This window comes from Pseudomonas sp. HD6422 (assembly GCF_025377065.1).
Classification (GTDB): Bacteria; Pseudomonadota; Gammaproteobacteria; order Pseudomonadales; family Pseudomonadaceae; genus Aquipseudomonas; species Aquipseudomonas putida_U.
On sequence record NZ_JAHWIW010000002.1, the window covers coordinates 235144 to 256719 of the forward strand.

General features: G+C 64.4%; 9 protein-coding genes. 7 read left to right on the forward strand and 2 right to left on the reverse strand.

The features are described 5' to 3' along the window. Window positions 1-22 precede the first annotated feature (22 nt). Window positions 23-11800 carry a BapA/Bap/LapF family large adhesin gene (locus KY379_RS02230; protein ID WP_409977257.1) on the reverse strand — a complete coding sequence of 3926 codons (11778 nt, stop codon included), beginning with the start codon at window positions 11798-11800 and terminating at the stop codon, window positions 23-25. Between the two features lie 198 nt (window positions 11801-11998). Further along, a complete protein-coding gene (norR, locus tag KY379_RS02235) occupies window positions 11999-13549 on the reverse strand; it encodes a nitric oxide reductase transcriptional regulator NorR (protein ID WP_261240807.1) in 1551 nt (516 codons plus the stop codon). 157 nt (window positions 13550-13706) lie between these two features. On the opposite strand from norR, the gene hmpA reads away from it, so the two are divergent. From hmpA to cyoE, 7 genes are all read left to right on the forward strand, one after another. Further along, window positions 13707-14885, forward strand: coding sequence for an NO-inducible flavohemoprotein (gene hmpA / locus KY379_RS02240; RefSeq protein ID WP_133332085.1), 1179 nt, complete (start codon window positions 13707-13709; stop codon window positions 14883-14885). A 418-nt stretch (window positions 14886-15303) separates the two neighbouring features. Continuing rightward, window positions 15304-15810 (forward strand): disulfide bond formation protein B, encoded by a 507-nt coding sequence (locus KY379_RS02245; protein WP_133332084.1) that lies wholly within the window; start codon window positions 15304-15306, stop codon window positions 15808-15810. Window positions 15811-16367: 557 nt separating this feature from the next. Beyond that, entirely contained in the window at window positions 16368-17312 is a 945-nt protein-coding gene (cyoA, locus tag KY379_RS02250; RefSeq protein ID WP_133332083.1) for a ubiquinol oxidase subunit II, read from the forward strand. Between the two features lie 3 nt (window positions 17313-17315). Next, the gene (gene cyoB, locus KY379_RS02255; protein ID WP_133332082.1) at window positions 17316-19334 is read left to right on the forward strand and encodes a cytochrome o ubiquinol oxidase subunit I; all 2019 of its coding nucleotides are present in this window, start codon (window positions 17316-17318) and stop codon (window positions 19332-19334) included. A gap of 3 nt (window positions 19335-19337) precedes the next feature. Beyond that, on the forward strand, window positions 19338-19961 hold the full coding sequence (gene cyoC / locus KY379_RS02260; protein WP_133332081.1) for a cytochrome o ubiquinol oxidase subunit III: 624 nt from the start codon (window positions 19338-19340) through the stop codon (window positions 19959-19961). Further along, entirely contained in the window at window positions 19961-20293 is a 333-nt protein-coding gene (cyoD, locus tag KY379_RS02265) for a cytochrome o ubiquinol oxidase subunit IV (RefSeq protein ID WP_133332080.1), read from the forward strand. Before cyoC ends, cyoD begins: the two co-directional genes overlap by 1 nt. Window positions 20294-20304: 11 nt before the next feature. Continuing rightward, entirely contained in the window at window positions 20305-21192 is an 888-nt protein-coding gene (gene cyoE, locus KY379_RS02270; RefSeq protein ID WP_133332079.1) for a heme o synthase, read from the forward strand. Window positions 21193-21576: the final 384 nt, after the last annotated feature.

Consider the following 21576-nt stretch of genomic DNA (forward strand, 5'->3'; position numbering starts at 1 on the left):
CGCCCGGCGGGTTGCGGCGACTTCAAACCACATGGATGCCGTTCTGCACCCACAGGTGATGGCTCGGATCCTCCTGTGCCGTGTATTGGGTATAGTCGATGCCGTCCGCGGTTTGGTTGCCGACCAAGGTCCAGTCATCGGTCATGTGCACCGAATCGTTGTCGTCTCCTTTGATCACCAGGGTGTCCTTGCCGCTTTCGGTGATCGCCACCACATCGGCGAGATTGAGCGTCAGGGCCACCGAACTGGTGTCGTTGAGGTCGATGACTTCGATGTCGTGGACGCGCCCGACCAAATTGCCGAGGTCGATGCTCGCCGCGGCGCCGCCCCACAACAGCGTATCGGTGCCGGTGCCGCCATCGACGCTGACGAAGTTCTGGTCGACCACCACCAGCGTGTCATCGCCGGCCCCGCCCTGCAGGGTGACGGCACCGCCTTGGCTGCCGTCGAGGTGATCGTTGCCGTCCGTGCCGGCGATCACCTCGCTGGACGCTGCCGCGGGCACGCTGGCTAACGCCGCACTGTCATCGCCGATGTCGGCGAGCAGCGAGGTGAAGGCCGTGACGCTGGCGGCGTTGTCCAGGTTGATGGTGAGCGTGGCGGTGTCGGTGGTGCCGTTGGGGTGGGTCAACTCGTAGGTGAAGGTTTCGTGCTGGCCGATCACCGATGAGGTCAGGCCGCTGTTGAGGGTGTAGGTGTAGCTGCCATCGGCTTGTACCAGCAGGGTGCCGTACTGGCCGGCGACCGATGCACCGTTCTGTCCGGGAATGGCATAGGTGTTGGCTGCCACCAGGACGCTCAGAACCGTGAGAGTCGAGCCGAGGTTGTCGGCACCGCTGCCATCGGTCAGCAAGTTGCCGTTCACCGCGGTGTAGCTGCCGACGTCGAACTGGTTGTTGTAGGTGGTGGTGGTGTTGAGGCTGGTGGTGAGCGTGCTGGCCAGGCCAATACCGCTGGCGGTGACGCGAATTTGATAGGTGCCGGCTGCCTGGTCTTGGAACGTGTAGCCCGCAGCGTTGGTTCCCAGGCTGGCCAGTGAGCTCCCTTGTACGCTCTGCACCAACACATACTGCCCGGTGGCGGGGTTGAGCTTGAGCAGATCGATGGTGGCTCCATTCAGTAGCGACAGGAGGCTGGTGGAGTTGAGCACCACTTGCAGGTCGGCTGTGGTATCGGCCGCCACCGACGTGCTGTAGGTGGCCTGTCTGGAGCCGATCAAGGGTAGCGTCAGGTTGCCCAGGGTCGCGCTGCTGGTGGTTTCATGATTGACCAACGTGATATCGGTGCTGCTGACGTCGTTGACGGCGTCCACCACGGTGGCCGGCGCGCTCAGGTTGCTGTCGCTCCACACCTCGGTCGCCTGGGGACTGTCGATGCGCACGTAGAGGGTGGCGGTGTCGCTCGCGCCGTTGGCGTGCAGCAGTTGGTAGCTGAACACGTCCACCTTGCCGACGCTGCTTGGGCTGCCGTTGGGGGTGTAGGTGTAGCTGCCATCGGCGCTGATCACCAAGGTACCGTACTGGCCTTGCACCGTGGTGGCGCTACCGGCGGAAACGTAACTGCCGTTCTTCAGTACCTGCAGCACGGCACCGCTGTCCGGGCCAAGGCTATCGGTGGTGCCATCGGTGCCAGCATCGGTGATCACGTTACCGGTGGTCGGCGTGCCGGTGCCGGTGAACTGGGTCTGGCTGGTGGTCTCGATGTCCAGGGTGGTGGTCACCGTGGTCAGCAAGCCGATGCCACCGCTGGCGACGGTCAGACGATACTCGCCAGCCAGCAGTTCGCCGATGTCGACGCGAACACCTTGGCCAAGGGGAAGCAGGATCAGGTCGAGCAGACCCTGGCTGTCGCCGGTGGCCAGCGTCACCCAGGCACCGGCGGCGTTCTTCACCTGCAGGGTGAAGCTGGTGTTGTCGAGCAGGGCCAGGGCGCTGCTGGTGGTCAGTGTCAGCGTCGGGTCCACCGAGGTACCGGCACCGACCGTCCAGGTGTAGGTCTTGGAGAACCCGGCCAACAGCGTGGTGAAGCTGTCCTGATAGCTTTGCGAACTGACCACCGGTGCCAGATCGACGGTGGCGGTGACCAGGTTGTCACTGGCCACCACTGGTGCGTTGGCGTCGACGTCAGGGGCCGTGATGTTGACGTTGCCGGAGACGTTGTTGCGGGGATCGGTGAGCGTCACCGACAGCACCTGGCCGTTGTCCTGCGCGGGGCTCAGGGTCACGCTGAAGCTGCCGTCAGGCTGCACGGTGCCGGTCTGCAGGACGGTTCCGGTAGCGCTGCGCACGGTCACCGTGGCGCCAGGCTCGCCAGTACCGGTTAGGGTGCTGCCGTCGGCACTGAGCGCCAGGTTGGTGGCTGCGGCTGGTGGAGTGAAGTCCGGTGCAGTGACGGCGGTCGCGGTGGAGGTGTTGCCGGCGGCATCGGTGAGGGTGACGCTAAGCGCCTGATTGTCCACCTGCGCCGCTGTGAGACTGACCACGAACAGACCGTTGCTGCCGACCGTGGCGGTGCCCAGTAGGGTGCCGGCGCTGTTGCGCACGGTGACCGTACTGCCGATTTCCCCAGCGCCGCTGATCGAGGTGCCGTTGGCATTGATGGTGGCTGTCGGGGCAGTCGGCGCGGTGGTGTCCGGGGCAGTGATACTGGCACTGGCTGACACATTGTTGGCGGCGTCGGCCTGGCGCACCGTGAGGACTTGCCCATCGTTCTGCGCCGCGCTCAGGCTGACGCTGAACGTGCCGTTGGCCAGCACCGTTGCGGTGCCCAGCGGGGTGCCGCCGGCGCCGAGGACGGTGACGGTGGCGCCCGGTTCGCCGACACCGGTCAGGGTAAGGCCCGCATCGGTGATGACGAGGTTGGTCGGTGCCGCAGGCGCTTGTACGTCGGGGGCGGTGAAGCTGGTACTGCCCGAGGCATTGTTGGCCGCATCGGTCTGGCTCACGCCCAGTACCTGTCCATTGAGTTGCGCACTGGAGAGGTTCACGGTGAAGCCGCCACCGGCGTTGACCACGGCAGTGCCGAGGACGACGTTGCCGGGGCCGGTCACGGTGACCGTGGCGCCGGCTTCACCGGTACCGGTGAGTACCAGTCCGTTGGCCGACAGCGCCGTTACCACGGGGTCGTCGGGTGCTGTGATGTCGGCGGCCTGGATCACCACCGGTTCGGACTCGGCACCGCTGAGCAGATCGACGGCGCGCACGGTCAGCACTTCGCCATTGAGCTGGGCGCTGTCCAGTTGCAGGGTGAAACTGCCATCGAGGGGATTGGCCAGGCCGGTACCGATGAGGTTGCCGTCCGCATCGTAGGCGTTGACTGTCACGCCGACCGCGGCTTCACCGGTCAGGGTCAGGCCGTCGGCGGCCAGTTGCACGTTGAAGGGCGCATCGGGTGGTGGAACCAGGGGCGTATCGTAAGTCTGCACCTCGGAGCCGTTGCCGGCGGCATCGGCTTGCGTCACCTCCAGGGTCGCGCCCGGAGCTACCGCTGCGTCGAGAGTGACCTGGAAGAAGCCATTGGCATCGACGGTCGCCGTGCCTAGGGTCGACGTGCCGTCGCTGACCGTGACGGTCGCATTCGGTTCGCCACGCCCGGTGAGCACGGTGTAGCTACTGTTGATGGCGAGCTCGGTGACTGGCGCAGGCGGTGAGGTGTCCTCGGTCTGGAAGGTCGCCGGCATGGAGTCGTTGCCGGCACCGTCGGTGGCAATGACGGTCAGCACCTGGCCATTGTTCTGCGCGGGGTCCAGTGCCACTTCGAACGTCCCGCCGGCCGGTACCACGATGCTGCCCAGCTCGGATCCGTCCGGTGCATAGACAGTAACGGTGCTGCCGACTTCGCCGGTGCCGGTCAGCAAGGTACCGTCATTGGTCACGGCAGTGACGACGGGCGCATCGGGGGCGGTGAGGTCGGGGGCGGTGACTTCCAGTGGGGTCGACGGATTACCCGTGGCATCGCGGGCGATGATCGACAGTATCTGGCCATCGATCTGTGGCGTGGTGAGGTTGAGTACGAACGTGCCGTCGGCATCGATCTGGCCTTCACCGACCATGTCGCCGCGGTCGTTCATCACCACCAGCCGCGCACCGGGTTCACCGCTGCCGCTGAGCTGCGTGCCATTGGCATTGAGAGTGGCGGTAACGGCTTCGGGGGGCGTGATATCCGCTGCAGTCAGCGTGCTGATCGGCGAAATGTTGCCACTGGCGTCCTCGAGGGTGATCTGCAACTGCTCGCCGTTGACCTGTGGATCGTCCAAGGTGACCACGAAGCTGCCATTGGCACCGACGACGGCGGTACCGATCGCCACACTGCCGAGGTACACCGTCACCGTGGTGCCGGCTTCACCAGTACCGCTCAGCTGGGTGCCATCGGCGCTCAGGCGCAACTGGGTCGCTGGCTCCGGCGGCGTGAGGTCCGGTGCGTCGACCGTCACCGCTGGGCTGATGTTGCCAGGTGGATCGGCCTGCTGGACCGACAACACCTGCTGGTTGATTTGCGGCGGGTCCAGCTCGACGCGGAAGCTGCCATCGGCCAGCACCGTGGTGGTGCCGATCACCACGCCGTCAGGGTCGGTCACGGTGACGGTCGCACCGGCCTCGCCCTGACCGCTGACCACGCTGCCATCGGCGTTGATGATCACGTTGGTGAGTGCCGCGGGCGGCGTGAAGTCCGGTGTCTGCAGGGTGGCCACGGCAGAAGCGTTGCCGGCCGCATCGCTCTGCACCACGCTGAGCAGTTCGGCGTTGCTCAGCGCTGGGTCGAGGGTCAGCGTGAAGGCACCGTTGGCGTCGACGACAGCGGTGCCGATCTCGTCGCCATCCGGATTGCTGACCACGACCGTGGCACCCGGCTCGCCCCTGCCGGTAATGGTCGCGCCGTCGCTGGCGATGGCCAGCTCGGTGACGGCGGCTGGCGGGGTGGTATCAGGCGCGGTGATGGCCGTGGCGCTGGACTGGTTGCCCGCCCCATCGGCGAGTATCACCTGCACCGTCTGGCCGTTAGCCAGAGGTGGGCTCAGGGTCACCTGGAAGGTCCCGTCGCCGCGCACGACCGCCGTGCCCAGTTCGCTACCGTCGCTGGCCACCACGCGCACGCTGGCACCGGCCTCACCGGTGCCGCCGAGCAGACTGCCGCCACCGCTGAAGGCCAGGTTGTCGGCAGCCTCCGGTGCGACCCGATCCGGTGCGGTGAGGTTGACGCTGTTGGACTCGTTGCCGGCCCCGTCGGTCTGGCTGGCGCTGAGCAGTTCGCCGTTGAGCTGCGCCGGATCGAGATCGACGCTGAAGGTGCCATCGGCGCCGACCACGGCATTGCCAAGAGCGATACCGCCTTCGCCGACCACAGCGACCGTGGCGCCCGGCTCGCCGTGGCCACTGAGCACCAGACCGTCGGCGGACAGCGCCAGTTGCGTCAGCGGCTGCGGTGCGGTGGTGTCCGGGGCTTGCAAGGTGGCCGGCAGCGAGGCGCTGCCATCGGTGCCGACCGCATTCACCTGCAGTACCTCGCCATTGGCCTGGGCGCTGTCCAGGGTCACGCTGAAGGTGCCGTCATTGCCTACGGTGGAAGTTCCCAGCAGTACGCCGTTGGGTCCGTAAACGTTCACCGTGCTGCCTGCCGAGCCGGTACCGCTGACGACCAGACCGTCCGCTGACAACGCCAGGTCGTCGGGGATGTCCGGGGCAAGGGCGCCTGGTGCGGTAATCGTCTGCGCCGGCGAGGCATTGTCGGCGGCGTCAGCTTGCACCACCCTGAGGCTGTCGCCGGCGTTTGCCGGTGGTGCCAGGGTGACGCTGAAGCGTCCATCGGCGCCAACCGTGGCGGTGCCCAGGGCGTTGCCATCGGCATCGCGCACGGTCACCGTGGCTTCCGCCTCACCGTTACCGGTCAGGGTCGCGCCATCGGCCGAAACCGCCAGGCCGGCCACCGCCACTGGCGCGGTGGTGTCGGCTGCACTGTAGGCCGTACTTGGCGATACGTTGCCAGCGGCATCGGTCGCCGTGACCGACAGGACCTGGCCATTGGTCTGGGCGTCGTTGAGGGTGACCTGGAAAGTGCCGTTGGCAGCGGCTGTCGCAGTGCCCAGCACAGTGCCGGCGGCATCGCGCACGATTACCGTGCTGCCGGCTTCGGCCATGCCGCTCAGCTGCAGGCCGCTGCTGGCCAAGGCCAGATCGGTCGGGGCGGCGGGTGGAGTGAAGTCGGGCGCGATGACCTGGGTTGGGCTGGAGGTGTTGTTGCCCGCGTCGGTCTGGGTCACGCTCAGGCGCTGAGCGTTGAGCTGAGCGCTGTCCAGGGTGAGGGTGAAGCTGCCGTTGGCCGCTATCAGGCCGGTACCGATGATGGTGCCATCTGGCCCGCGTACGGTGACGGTGGCCCCGGCTTCGCCCAGACCGGTGAGGGTCAGGCCGTTATTGTTGAGCACGAGGTTGGTGAGGGGGGCGGGAGCGGTCAGGTCCGGTGTGGAAACGTTGACTGCCGGCGAGGTGTTGCCAGCGGCATCGACCTGCGTGACACCAAGCGCCTGGCCACTGGCCTGGGGAGTGTCGAAGGTGACGGTGAAGCGCCCATCGGCGCCGACGGTTGCCGTGCCCAGGACGGTCCCCGCAGCATCGCGCACCTGCACTGTGGCACCGACTTCGCCGCTCCCGGACAGCTGCCGGCCATCGCCACTGAGCACGGTATCGGTAACGGCTGCCGGTGGTGTACGGTCGGGTGTCGCCAGGTTACTGGGAGCGGAGGTGTTGCCAGCGGCATCGGTGAGGGTCACCTGCAACGGACTGCCGCTGGTCTGCGCACTGGGCAGGGTGATCTGGAACTGGCCGCTCTGGTTCACGGTACCGGTGGCCAGCACTGCACCGCTGGCATCGCGGACGGTCACCGTCGAGCCGGCTTCGCCCTGGCCGCTGACCACCGTGGCAGCATCGTTGAGGGTGACGTCGCTGGCGGCTTGCGGCGCTTGCAGGTCAGGCGCCAGCACGGTGGCGGCCAACGAAACGTTACCGGCCGCATCGGCCTGGGTGATGACCAGGTTCTGCGCGTTGGCCTGAACGGGGTCGAGCGTGACGCTGAACAGCCCGTCGCTGCCCACGGTCGCAGTGCCGAGCACCGTGCCCTGGGCATCGGTCACACTGACCGTGGCGCCCACTTCGCCGCGCCCGGTCACGGTCGTGCCACTGCGGTCGATGGTAACGTTGGTGGGAGCATCCGGCGCGGTGGTGTCGTCGGCGACGACGGTCGCCGGCAGCGATGGCTTGCCGTCTGCACTTGCGCGGGCCGAGACTTGCAAGGTCTGGGCGTTGAGCTGGGCGTTGGCGAAGAACACCCGGAAGATGCCATCGCTGCCGACCGTAGCGGTACCCAGCGTGGTGCCGCCGGACGTCACGGTGATCAGCGATCCGACCGTGCCTTGGCCGGTCAGCAGGAAGCCGTCGTCGCTGATGGTGAGGTCGGTTGGGGTGGCCACTTCGGTGCCATCGGGGCCGGTGACCGCGACGACGGTCTCGTTATCGGCGGCGTCGCGAACGACCACCTCCACGGTCTCACCGTTGGCAATGGGCGGTTGCACGGGAATGACGAAGGTGCCATCCGGGCCGACCACCGCACTGCCGCGTTCGGAGTCGTCCACTGGGTCACGAACGATGACCGTGGTACCTGGCTCGGCACCGCCGCCGACGAGGGTGCCATCAGGACTTACCGCGACATTGGTCGGCTCGGCCGGAGGGGTGGTGTCTGGGGCGGTGACCGTGGTCGGCAAGGTGGTGTTGCCCGCTTCGTCGCTCACCACCACGGTCACGGTTTCGCCATTGCTCAGCGGAGTATCGAGGTCCACGCTGAAGCTGCCGTCGGCATTGACCGGCACGGTGATCGGCGTGCCATCCGGGCCGGTGACGGTAACCTCGGTGGCTCCCGGCGCGTTACCGGTGACCGTGGTGACGCCTGCAGTATTGGTGACCTCCAGATCGGTCGGGGTGGCCGGTGGGGTGAGGTCCGGTGCTGTGGTGGTGGCTGAGCCGCCCGCGTTGCCGGTGGCATCGGTCAAGCTCACGGTCAGCGATCGGCCATCGACCTGAGCGGGGTCCAGGGCGACCTGGAAGCTGCCGCCAGCCGGGATGGTGACGCTACCGATCAGGTTGCCGTCGGCATCGCGGACCTCCACGGTAGCGCCGACTTCGCCGGTGCCTTGCAGCGAGGTGCCGTCTGCACTCACGTTCAGGCCTCCCGGCGCGGCTGGCCCCGTGGTATCCGGTGCCGTGAGGGTCGCCGAAGGCGAGGCGTTGCCGGCGGCGTCGCTGAGCACCACGGAAATCACTTCGCCGTTGGCCTGGGCCGGGTTCAAGGTGATGCTGAAGTTGCCGTCGCCGTCGACCTGGCCTTCACCGAGCAGGTCGCCAGCGGCGTTGCGCACCTCTAGGGTGCTGTTGGGTTCACCCTGACCGGTGAGCACGCTGCCCCCACCGGTCAGGCTCAGGCCTTGCGCAGGGTCTGGAGCCTGCACATCGCGGGCGATGACCGCGCTGCTATCGGACGTCTGCCCGGCGCCGTCGGTCTGGCTCACCGAAATCGTCTGACCGTTGAGCTGCGGGGGTGACAGCGTCACGCTGAAGCTGCCGTCTGGCTGCACCACGGCAGTGCCCAGCGGCACGCCGCCGTCACCGACCACTTGCACTTGGGCGCCGGGCTCGCCGGTCCCGGTAAGGGTGGCGCCATCGGCCGACAGCGCCACGCCAGTGGGCGCGTCGGGAGCCTGGGTATCAGGCGCTGGCAGTTCGACCGCCGCCGAGACATTGCCTGCCGTGTCGCGTTGCTCGACGGTCAGGGCCTCGCCGTTGGTTTGCGGCGGGTCGAGGGTGACCGTGAAGCTGCCGTCGCCATCGGCCACGGCGCTGCCCAGTTCGGTGCCATCGGGAGCGCGGACGATGACCGTGGCGCCGGGTTCTCCGGTACCGCTGACGGTGGTGCCGGTGTCATCGATGGTCGGAGTGGTAACCGCTTGCGGTGGGGTGCTGTCCGGTGCGGTGATGTTCACGGCGCCGGAGCTGTTACCGGCGCTGTCGGACGCGTCGACGGTCAGCGTCTCGCCATTTCGTTGTGGTGGATCCAGCGATACCTGGAAGCTACCGTCGGCGCCGACGACGGCGCTGCCGAGCTCGTTGCCATCGGCGTCGCGCACGGTCACGGTCGAACCGCTCTGGCCCGTGCCGGTGACCACCGTACCATTGCCGCCCACCGCGAGGTCAGTCGGTTGCAGCGGGCCGTCCAGGTCTGGCGCGGTGAGCGAGGCGCTGGAGCTGTTGCCGGCGGCGTCGCGCAGTACCACGTCAAGCATCTGGCCGTCGGTCTGGGCGGGGGAGAGGATGACGGTAAAGGTGCCGTTGCTTTGGACCACGGCACTGCCCAGCACGTTGCCTTGGGCGTCGGTGACCTGGACGGTCGCGCCGACTTCGCCATGGCCGGTGAGTGTCACGCCATCGTTGGCCAGGACCAGGTCGGTGGCTTCGGCCGGAGCGGTGATGTCTGGAGCGGTTACCAGGGTCGGCAAGGAGCTGACGCCACCGTCTATTGCAACGACATCGAGCACCTCGCCGTTGGCCTGCGCAGGTGTCAGACCGATGGTGAAGCCTCCGCCGGCACCCACGGTAACGCTACCCAGCACGTTGCCGTTGGCATCGCGTACTTCAACCACGCTGCCTGCTGGGGCCGTACCGCTGATGGAAGTACCGTCGCCCGCCAGAACCAGGTTGTCCGGGCTTGCCGGCAGCGCGGTGGCCGGAACGGTGACGCTCACGGGGTCGGAGGTGTTGCCGGCAGCATCGGACTGCACCACCTGCAGGCTTTCGCCGGCGACGACGGGGGTATCGAGGGCGATCACGAAGGTGCCGTTGGCCGCCACGGTGCCCGAGCCAATCAGGTTGCCGGCGGAATCGCGTACTTGCACGGTAGCCCCTGGCTCGCCGCGCCCGCCCACCTGTTGCGTGCCGATATCGACCTGGAGGTCGCTGACGTCTGCCGGTGGCGTGATGTCCGGGGCCGTGAAGTTCAGCGGTGCAGAGCTGTTGCCGGCGGCATCGGTGACGGTGACGGCCAATGGCTGACCATTGGCCTGGGCGGGGTCGAGAGTCAGGCTGAAGCTGCCGTCGGCATTGACCACGGTGCTGCCGATCAACGTGCCATTGGCATCGCGGACCTCAACCCGTGTGCCCGGCTCGGCGCGGCCGGTCAGGGTGGTGCCATCGGTCAGGACGAGCCCCTCCGGCTGAGCAGGTGCCAGCAGGTCGGGTGCGCTCACCGGGCTGGACAGCGAAACGTTGCCCGCTGCGTCGGTGAGGGTCACCTGCAGCGTGGAGCCGTCGGTCACTGCTGAAGGCAGTTGCAGGGTGAAGGTACCATCGGCCTGTACCGTCCCGGTGGCCAGCACCTGGCCTTGGTCATTGAGTACCCGTACCGTGGTGCCCGCCTCACCTCGGCCGGAAAGGGTCCGGCCATCGCCGCTGATGACCAGGTCGGTGGCAGGCTCCGGTGCGGTGGTGTCGACGGGTTGAGTACTGTCGGGGGCGGTGATGCTTGCTGCCTGCGAGACGTTACCGGCACTGTCGGTGGCGGTGACGCTCAGTTGCTCTCCGTCGATTTGCGGCGGATCGAGGGTGATGCTGAACACGCCGTTGGCGCCGGCGATCCCACGGCCCAGTTCGCTACCGTCGGCGCCGAGCACGCGCACCGTGCTGCCCGGTTCGGCGCGGCCAGTGAGTCGGCTGCCGTCTGCGGATACCGCCAGATCGGTCGGCGCATCGGGCGGGGTGGTGTCGGGCGGGTTGCCGGTGCCATCGTCCGGGGCGGTAATCGCCGCACCCGTCGACGTGTTGCCGGCGGCATCCTCGGCAGTGACCTGCAAGGCCTGGCCATCGGTCTGCGGCGGCTGCAGGGTAATGCTGAAGGTGCCATCGGCCCCAGCCACCGCACTGCCCAACAGGGCCCCGTTGGCGCCGCGCACCTGCACGGTCGAGCCGGGCTCGGCGCGACCGGTGAGGGTGGTGCCGCTGTCGTTGATCACCAGGTCGGTGGGGGCGTCCGGGGCGGTGATGTCTGGTGCGGCGACGTTGCCGGGAGCAGAGACGTTGCCGGCGTCGTCGGTGAGCGTGACGTCCAGGTTTTCGCCGTTGACCTGCGGGGGATCGAGGGTCACCTCGAAACGACCATCGGCACCCACGATGCCGGTGCCGATCAAGTTGCCCGCGGCATCGCGGATGTTGACCGTGCTGCCGGGTTCACCACGCCCGGTCAGGCGCAGTCCGTCCGGCGATACCAGCAAATCGATGGGTGTAGCCGGTGCCTCGGTGTCGCCGCCACCACTGCCGCCACCGCCGCCACCACCACCGCCGCCCCCGGCTGCCGCCGCCGCACCGCCCACGCCGAGCAGTCCGAGGCCGGCAATCGCCCAGGTCGGCATGGCGTCACCGGCAGTACCGACTCCGGCCACCAGTTCGTCGAGCGAGTCGACCTCGTCGAAGGTGAAGCCAGTGAAGGCCTCGGCATCGTAGTTGGCATGCCACAGGGTGCCATCCTCGCCAACGAACACCATGTCACTGGCAGTGCCTGCCTGATCCACGGCGAAGAAGTTGCCAACTGTGACCTTTTCACCCGACTTGAGGGTGACGATCAGGTCCTGGCCTCGTCGAGTGACGGTGGCCACCTGGTCGGGGGCGACGGGCATTTGCACCACACCGGGGCTATTGAGGCTGATGTTGCCCCAGGCGTTCTGGGTGGCGACTGCGGTTTGCTTATCGGCGACGACGATGTTGTCCATGGGTGCTCCCTGCTGGGTTTCGCGATACAGGGCGCACTGCCGGTGGCGGGGCTTGGCGCTGGCCAACCGGGGAGCGGAGGCAATGCGCGCAGCCGGTGCCCGGGTAGCGGCCCTGTTAGCGCTCGTTAGGGAGATATAGCAGCCCAGGAAAGCTCAACCAGAGGCTTTCTGGACTAATCCTTTTGTTAACGCATGGGTTCAGCGCAGGCCCAGTCGCCGCGCCAGACGGCTCAGGTTGGCGCGATCCAGGCCCAGTTCGCGGGCGACCGCGGCCCAGTTGTCCTGATGTTTCTGCAGGCAGCTTTCGATGAGGGTGCGTTGGTAGTCGTCGATCGCTTCGCGCAGACCACCGCTGGGTAAGGGACGCGGTTCGACCGGCTGCTCAGCGGGCGTGCTGTCGGCCGGGATCACTGCACGCAGGTCGAGGTCGCTCGCCTCCAAGGTCAGGATGCGGGGGCGCTGCGGATGGAGGCCCATGGCCTTGAGCGTCGAGCGACCAATCAGGTGCTCCAGTTCGCGCACGTTGCCCGGCCAGTCGTAGGCCAGCAGCGCTGCCTGGGCCTCGCTGCTCAGGCGCAGGCTGCCGAGCCCCAGCCGCGAGCGGTTCTGCTCGAGAAAGTACCCGGCCAGCAGCAGCACGTCGCGGCCACGCTCGCGCAAGGGCGGCACCTGCAGTGGGTAGACACTCAGGCGGTGGTAGAAGTCGGCACGCAAGTGACCGCTGCGCACCTGGGCGGAGAGATCGCGATTGGTGGCGGCGATCAGGCGTACGTCGACCTGGTGCTCTCGGTCAGAGCCCAGACGCTGCAACTGTCCGCTTTGCAATACCCTCAGCAGCTTGGCCTGTACGCCCAGCGGGAGTTCACCGACTTCGTCGAGAAACAACGTGCCGCCGTTGGCCAGTTCGAACTTGCCACGGCGTTCGCCATGGGCACCGGTGAAGGCGCCGCGCACATGGCCGAACAATTCGCTTTCCACCAGGGTGTCGGGAAGCGCGGCGCAGTTCAGGCTGATCAGCGGCTTGTCGGCGCGGTCGCTGGCCCGGTGCAGAGCCTGGGCGACCAGTTCCTTGCCGACCCCGGTCTCGCCAGTGATCAACACCGTCAGGTCGCTGCCGCCCACCAGGCGGATCTCTTCGATCAGGCGTTTGTGAACCTTGCTCTGGCCGATCAGTTCGCGATCCTGGCCGCTGGCCTGGCGGTAGACCTCGGCCCGTTGGTGTTCGTCCTCGGCGCGCAGGGCCAGACCCTCGATGCGCTCGGCGACGGTGACGGTGGCGGCGGCCAGGCTGGCGAACGCTTGCAGGGAGTCGAGTTCCAGGCTCTGGAACTGGCCAGGGGTCAGCGCATCCAGGGTCAGCAGCCCCCACGGTCGTTCGTCGACCATCAGCGGGCAGCCCATGCAGTCGTGTACTTCGAGGTCGGCGTGGGCGGCGTTGACCAGGCCATCGTAGGGGTCGGGCAGTTGCGAGTCGCTGGCGAAGCGGGTGGGCTCCGCGCGGCTCAGCAGAACCTGGAAGCGCGGGTGCTCACTGACTCGGAAACGCCGCCCTAATGTGTCCGCTGACAAACCATCGACCGCCAGTGGTACCAGCCATTCACCGTCCAGACGTAACAGCGCGGCGGCGTCGCACGGTAGAAGTCCACGCATGGCCTGAAGCAGGCGGCGATACCGCTCCTGGTCGGGAAGGTCGCGGGAGAGATCGCTGACCAGGGGGAGGAGGGCAGTGAGCAGGGGCGTTGCTGTCATATTGACTCCTGTAGGTCGTTATGACTATACGCGGCTGTTGGTCATTTTGACATAGTAGGGTGTGTAAGGTCCGGTTTCATTGGGGCGCAGAGTTGGCACGATTGCTGAAACGTTAGGTGCAACCCATTCGAAGCTCAAGGCTCAGGAGTCGTTGCCCATGCTTACTGCCGAACAACGTTCGATCATCAAGGCCACCGTTCCGTTGCTGGAAAGCGGTGGCGAAGCGCTGACCACCCATTTCTACACGATGATGCTCAGCGAATACCCCGAGGTTCGCCCGCTGTTCAATCAGGCCCATCAGGCCAGTGGTGACCAGCCACGCGCCTTGGCCAACGGCGTGCTGATGTATGCCCGTCACATCGACCAGCTCGAGCAGTTGGGCGGCTTGGTCGGTCAGATCATCAACAAGCATGTTGCCCTGCAGATCCTGCCTGAGCACTACCCGATCGTCGGCGGCTGCCTGCTGCGTGCGATAAAGGAAGTGCTCGGCGAAGAGATCGCCACCCCGGCAGTGATCGACGCCTGGGGCGCGGCCTACGGACAATTGGCGGATATCCTCATCGGTGCCGAAGAGGGCCTGTACCGGCAGAAGCAAGAGGCCGCCGGCGGCTGGCGTGGCAGCCGTGAGTTCCGCCTGGTGCGCCGCGAGCAGGAAAGCAGCGAAATCGTTTCGTTCTACTTCGCTCCGGTCGACGGCAAGCCTGTGCTCAAGGCCGACCCTGGCCAGTACATCGGATTGCAGGTGTTCATCGACGGTGTCGAGCATCGCCGCAACTATTCCCTGTCGGCCCTGTGCGATGGCGAGCAGTACCGCATCAGCGTCAAGCGCGAGGCCGAGGGCAAGGTTTCCAATTACCTGCACGATGAGCTCAAGGTCGGCGATAGCGTGCCGATGTTCCCACCGGCTGGCGATTTCACCCTGGCGGACGGCGACAAACCGTTGGTGCTGATCAGCGGTGGCGTGGGCATCACGCCAACCCTGGCGATGCTCGAAGCGGCGCTGCAGGGTGAGCGTCCGGTGCACTTCATCCACTGCGCCCGCAACGGCGCTGTCCATGCCTTCGCGGACTGGATCGACGGGTTGGCTGCGCGCCACCCCCAGCTCAAACGCTTCTATTGCTACGCCGAGGACGATGGTAGCCAACGTGCCACTGCAGTCGGCCTGCTGAGCCAGGAACAACTGGAGCAGTGGTTGCCCCAGGAGCGAGACGTGGATGCTTACTTCCTCGGGCCCAAAGGGTTCATGGCGGCGGTCAAGCGCCATCTGAAGGGGCTGGGCGTGCCGGAGCAGCAGAGCCGTTACGAGTTCTTCGGGCCGGCGGCTGCGTTGGAGTGATCGATTGACCCCGGCGGACCCATCGCCGGCAAGTCGGCTCCTGACGGATCACCACCTTTGTCGAATACGGTGAGGTCACGTCGGCGTGGATTTACCTGCGAAGGGTCTGCTACTTCCTGCCTATATATAAAGGAAGAAGATGAACCGCTACGTAGCGATCTTTCATCTTTAATCCTCCGTTAATCACGGTATCCTTCACTCCCGGTTGTCGAGGGGCTTGCCCTGAGCGACGCCCGGGCAGGCGCTTTTCTGCCGGCTGGCATTGAACCCGTTCGGCTCTCGTCGGTCACAAGGCCGCTGCGGATAGCTCCGCGCAGTGTCTTGGCCGCTTCCTCGGCATGCTCTGAAGGCCATGTCAGCGTGTAGACTTGCGCGAGGCAGGCTCCCACGCTGCCACTATCCATCGAAGGAACCGGCAATGAACGAACAAACACTGCGCCTGAACCGTGAGCGGCGCTTTTTGGTGCTGCTTGGGGTAATCTGCCTGTCGCTGATCGGCGGGGCACTTTACATGCAGGTGGTACTCGGTGAAGCACCGTGCCCGCTGTGCATCCTGCAACGCTATGCCCTGCTGCTGATCGCACTGTTTGCTTTCATCGGCGCGGCCATGCCGGGGCGACGCAGCCTGACCCTGTTCGAGGGGCTGGTCGTGCTCAGTGCCATTGGTGGAATCATTGCAGCCGGCAACCATGTGTATATACTCGCCAACCCGATGGTCAGCTGCGGTATCGATACGCTGCAACCGATCGTCGATGACCTGCCCCTGGCCAAGGTCTGGCCGCTGGTGTTCCAGGTCGACGGCTTCTGCAGCACGCCATACCCGCCGATCCTCGGCTTGTCGCTGGCGCAATGGGCTTTGATGGCGTTCGTTCTGACGGCGGTTCTGGTACCGCTGGGCATCATCCGCAACCGACGCCGGGGTTAGACAAAGGTCACGAATTTCGCAGGGTTTTTTACGCCCGATGAGAAGAGCGAAATGCCCATCACCGCTTGATCTTCATAGAGCTCAAAGCCTTGTATGGCAAGGGCTGCAGGGCGATCAAGCGGGGTGCGACAAACTGTCGCGAAGTTGATTTGCCGGGCTTGATTGTTGCAGATTCTGTAAAAGACTGTTGCTCAATAAGTCATAGTCAAGGGTTGGCGACCTATCTACAATCGCCCCCAATTTCCGTTCGGCACTGCTTGCGAGTCGCAGGATTGAAGGAAGCCCCAGCGCTCCTTTTTGCTGACTTCGTCAAGTTTCGCCCAACGGCGATACCGGGCGGACCCCCCTCCGCGTTTTCCGCACCAAATGGACTTGGTCTGAAGTACAGGCCTGTGCCTACGAAACCAAAAGCACCGCTAACACGCTTGAAGCCAGGATCCTGCAGTCGGACCCCGGCGGGAGCGAGTACGGGCGCACATTGCTGACACCTGGCAGGACGACGTGTTGGCTACCAAAACACAAATTGCATTGAAGCAAGCTGATCTAGAGGTCGTGAGATGAGTAAAAAGCGTTACCCCAGACTGTTTGGCATATTGCCCTTTTTAGGCATGCTTTTACTCAGTGGGTGCAACTGGACCCTGCTCGACCCGAAGGGCCAGGTGGGCATTGAGCAAAAGAACCTGATCCTGATCGCTACCGGCCTGATGCTGCTGGTGGTCATCCCAGTCATCATCATGACCGTGGCGTTCGCCTGGAAGTACCGTGCTTCCAACAAGGCTGCCACCTACACCCCCGACTGGTCGCACTCGACCAAGATCGAGGCCGCGGTGTGGATCATCCCGATCATCATCATCATCGCCCTGGGTTACGTCACCTACAAATCCACCCACAAGCTGGACCCGTATCGCCCACTGGATTCCGATGTGAAGCCGGTGCAGATCGACGTGGTCGCTCTGGATTGGAAGTGGCTGTTCATCTACCCGGAACAGGGCATCGCCACGGTCAACAAGATCGTCTTCCCAGCTAACACCCCGGTCAACTTCCGCGTCACTTCCGACGCCGTGATGAACTCGTTCTTCATCCCGGGCCTGGGTGGTCAGATCTACGCCATGGCCGGTATGACCACCAAGCTGCACCTGATCGCCAACGAGAACGGCGAGTTCGACGGTATCAGCGCCAACTACAGCGGCGCTGGCTTCACCGGCATGAAATTCAAGGCCACTGCCACCTCTCAGGAAGACTTCGACAAGTGGGTCGCCGAGGTCAAGCAGTCGCCGAAGAAGCTGGACAAGGCCGAATACGAAGCCTTGGCCAAACCAAGCGAAAACAACCCAGTCGCGCTGTATAGCGAGGCTTCGCCTGACCAGTTCCAGCTGATCGTCGACAAGTACGAAGGCATGAACCGCGGTCGTCCGAGCCACGAAGAAGCAGGCAGCAAAGATCTGGCCACAACCAAGGGTGTGGAATCGAGTATGCAACCAGCTGCCGGTGCAGAGGAGTAAGAGATGTTCGGTAAATTAAGCCTGGAGGCGATACCCTATCACGAGCCGATAGTCATGGTGACGCTTGCCATGATCGCGCTCGGTGGTATCGCTGTCGTCGGTCTTATCACCTATTTCCGCAAGTGGACCTACTTGTGGAGCGAGTGGCTGACTACCGTCGACCACAAGAAGATCGGCGTGATGTACATCGTCGTCGCGATGGTCATGCTGCTGCGCGGCTTTGCCGACGCCATCATGATGCGTACCCAGCTGGCCGCCGCTACCGGTGGCTCCGAAGGCTATCTGCCGCCTGAACACTATGACCAGATCTTCACCGCTCACGGTGTGATCATGATCATCTTCATGGCGATGCCGTTCTTCACCGGCCTGATGAACCTCGCGGTTCCTCTGCAGATCGGTGCACGTGACGTGGCCTTCCCGTTCCTGAACTCCCTGAGCTTCTACCTGCTGCTGGCAGGCGTGCTGCTGGTCAACATCTCGCTGGGCGTTGGTGAATTCGCCAAGACCGGCTGGGTTGCCTATCCGCCGCTCGCAGGTATCCAGTACAGCCCTGGAGTAGGTGTCGACTACTACATCTGGGCGCTACAGCTATCAGGCCTGGGTACGACACTGACAGGCGTGAACTTCCTGGTTACCGTCCTGAAGATGCGTGCTCCTGGCATGAAACTGATGGACATGCCGATCTTCACCTGGACCTGCACCTGGGCCAACGTGCTGATCGTCGCTTCGTTCCCGATCCTGACCGCTGCACTCGCTCTGCTGACCGTTGACCGTTATCTGGACTTCCACATCTTCACCAACGAGCTTGGTGGGAACCCGATGATGTACGTCAACCTGTTCTGGGCGTGGGGTCACCCTGAGGTCTACATCCTGATCCTGCCGGCCTTCGGTGTGTTCTCGGAAGTCACCTCGACGTTCTCCGGCAAGCGTCTGTTCGGCCACCACTCGATGATCTACGCATCGGGCGCCATCGCCGTCCTGGGCTTCGCCGTATGGCTGCACCACTTCTTCACCATGGGTGCCGGCGCCAGCGTCAACACCTTCTTCGGCCTGGCGACGATGCTGATCTCCATTCCGACCGGTGTGAAGCTGTTCAACTGGCTGTTCACCATGTACCAGGGCCGTGTGCGTTTCACCGCGCCGATGCTGTGGACCCTGGGCTTCATGATCACCTTCTCCATCGGTGGTATGACTGGCGTTCTGCTGGCTGTTCCAGGTGCTGACTTCGTGCTGCACAACAGCCTGTTCGTTATCGCTCACTTCCACAACGTGATCATCGGTGGTGCGGTATTCGGCTACATCGCCGGCTTCGCCTACTGGTGGCCGAAGGCCTTCGGCTTCAAGCTGAACGAGAAGTGGGGCAAGGCTGCCTTCTGGTTCTGGATCTCGGGCTTCTACGTAGCGTTCATGCCGCTGTACGCCCTGGGCTTCATGGGCATGACCCGTCGTCTGAACCACTCCGACAACCCGCTGTGGGAACCCTACCTGTACGTAGCCGTCGTCGGCGCCGTGCTGATCCTGTTCGGTATCGCCTGCCAGCTGATCCAGATCGTCGTTTCGATCCGCGATCGCCAGCAGAACCTGGACGTGACCGGCGACCCATGGGGCGGTCGTACCCTGGAATGGTCGACTTCTTCGCCACCTCCGTTCTACAACTTCGCTCACATGCCTGAGAAAGTTGGTCTGGACTGCTGGCACGAAGCCAAGGAAGCCGGTGTCGCCTACAAAGCGCCTGGCAAGTACGAGCCGATCCACATGCCGAACAACACCTCTACCGGTCTGTTCATGGGTCTGTTCCTGACCGTCTTCGGCTTCGCCTTCATCTGGCACATCTGGTGGCTGGTCGGCGCGAGCCTGGTTGCAACCATCGCTGTCTTCGTTCGCCACGCTGCGCGTGACGATCAGGGCTACATGGTTCCGGCCGAAGAAGTGGCGCGCATCGAAGGCGAGCGCATGAAAGCGCTGGCCCAAGCAGGTGCTCTGCCTGCCGGCGCACGTGTCGAATCGTTTGAGCGGGTGTAATCAATGTCCAGTCAAGTAATCCACGGCGGCGCTCATGGTCACGACCATGGGCACGACGATCACCACCACGACTCGGGCCAGATGACCGTATTCGGTTTCTGGCTGTACCTGATGACCGACTGCATCCTGTTTGCGTCGCTCTTCGCCACCTACGCGGTGCTGTCCGGCAGTTTTGCCGGCGGCCCGTCGGGTCACGACATCTTCCAGCTCGACTTCGTAGCGGTTGAAACCCTGTTCCTGCTGCTGTCCTCGATCACCTTCGGCTTCGCCATGCTGAAGATGTTCGACGGCAAGAAAGCGGGCGTACTGGGCTGGTTGGCCGTGACCTTCCTGTTCGGTGCAGGCTTCATCGCGATGGAAATCTATGAATTCCATCACCTGATCGGCGAAGGCTTCGGCCCGAACCGCAGTGGCTTCCTGTCGGGCTTCTTCGCCCTGGTAGGTACCCACGGTCTGCACGTGACCGCCGGCCTGATCTGGATGGCAATCATGATGTACCAGATCAACAAGCACGGCATCACGCCGACCGCCAAGACCCGCATGAGCTGCCTGAGCCTGTTCTGGCACTTCCTGGACGTGGTCTGGATCTGCGTATTCACCGTCGTCTACCTGCTGGGAGTTCTGTAATGGCTAACGCACACGACACTCATCACGAAGGTAATCACGGCAGCGTGAAGTCGTACATGATCGGCTTCGTCCTGTCGATCATCCTGACTGCGATCCCGTTCGGCCTGGTGATGTACCCAAGCCTGCCGAAGAACCTGACCGTTCTGATCGTTGTTGCCATGGCCGTCATCCAGGTAGTTGTGCACCTCGTGTACTTCCTGCACATGGACCGCTCGAAAGAGCAACGCAACAACGTATCGACGTTCCTGTTCACCACCTTGGTGATCGCTCTGCTGGTCGGCCTGTCGCTGTGGATCATGTTCAGCATCCACTTCGAAATGTTGGCCAAGTGAGGTAAGACTGCATGTCCGTTAAGCACTTTATCCAAATCACCAAACCGGGGATCATTTTCGGTAACGTGCTTTCCGTGGCAGGCGGATTCTTCCTTGCCGCGAAGGGCCATGTGGATTTCGCCCTGTTCCTGGCAGTGGTGGTGGGTACTTCCCTGGTGGTGGCGTCCGGTTGCGTGTTCAACAACTGCATCGACCGCGACATCGACCAGAAGATGGAACGCACCAAGAACCGTGTCATGGTTCAGGGCGGCATGTCGCTGCCCCTCGCACTGATCTACGCCACCCTGCTCGGGGTGGCGGGCTTCAGCCTGCTGTATGTCCAGGCCAATCCGCTGTCGGCGTTCTGTGCGCTGATCGGTTTCATCGTCTACGTCGGTTTCTACAGCCTCTGGCTGAAGCGCAAATCGGTGCACGGCACCTTGGTCGGCAGCCTGTCCGGTGCCATGCCTCCGGTGATCGGCTACTGCGCCGTGAGCAACAGCTTCGACCTGGCTGCGGTGACCCTGTTGGTGATGTTCAGCCTGTGGCAGATGCCACACAGCTTCGCCATCGCCATCTTCCGCTTCAAGGACTACAGCGCTGCCAACATCCCGGTCCTGCCGGTGGCGCGCGGTATCCTCGCGGCGAAGAAGCAGATCGTGCTGTACGTATTGGCTTTCGTCCTCGCGACCCTGATGCTCACCCTCGGCGGTTACGCCGGCCTCGGCTACCTGGCCGTGGCGGCAGCCATGGGCCTGTACTGGCTGTACATGGCCTGGGGTGGCTACAAGGCCGAAGACGACAGCAAGTGGGCTCGCAAGGTGTTTGGCTTCTCGATCCTCACCGTCACCGCCTTGAGCGTGATGATGTCGGTGGACAGCCAGACCGCTGCGGACGTGCTGATGACCTACGCACGTTGATAGCTGCCTGCTGCAGAGAAAACCCCGGCCATGTGCTGGGGTTTTTTTTATCTTCGCGGATTAGGGGGCTTTGGGATTGGGTGGCGGATCCGAGGGATGTAGCGGCGTTACTGGCCCCTTCCGCCTTTACGGCGGGCAACTTTTTTCTTGGAAAAAGTTGCGCAAAACCGCTTGCTTCCCACATACGGCCCCTACGCTGCGCTTCGGGGTTCCCTCGCTCCGGCGGCTTGCGGGCCCGCGCGGCCTACGACTTGCTGCGCAAGTCTACATCTCGCGCCTCCGGCTACGCCGGAGGGTGCTGCGCACTTGGCCCTCCAGCCACCTCCACTCGGCCTCCTGAGGTCGCGGGTAGATCAAAAGCAAGATCAAGAGCAAGATCAAAAG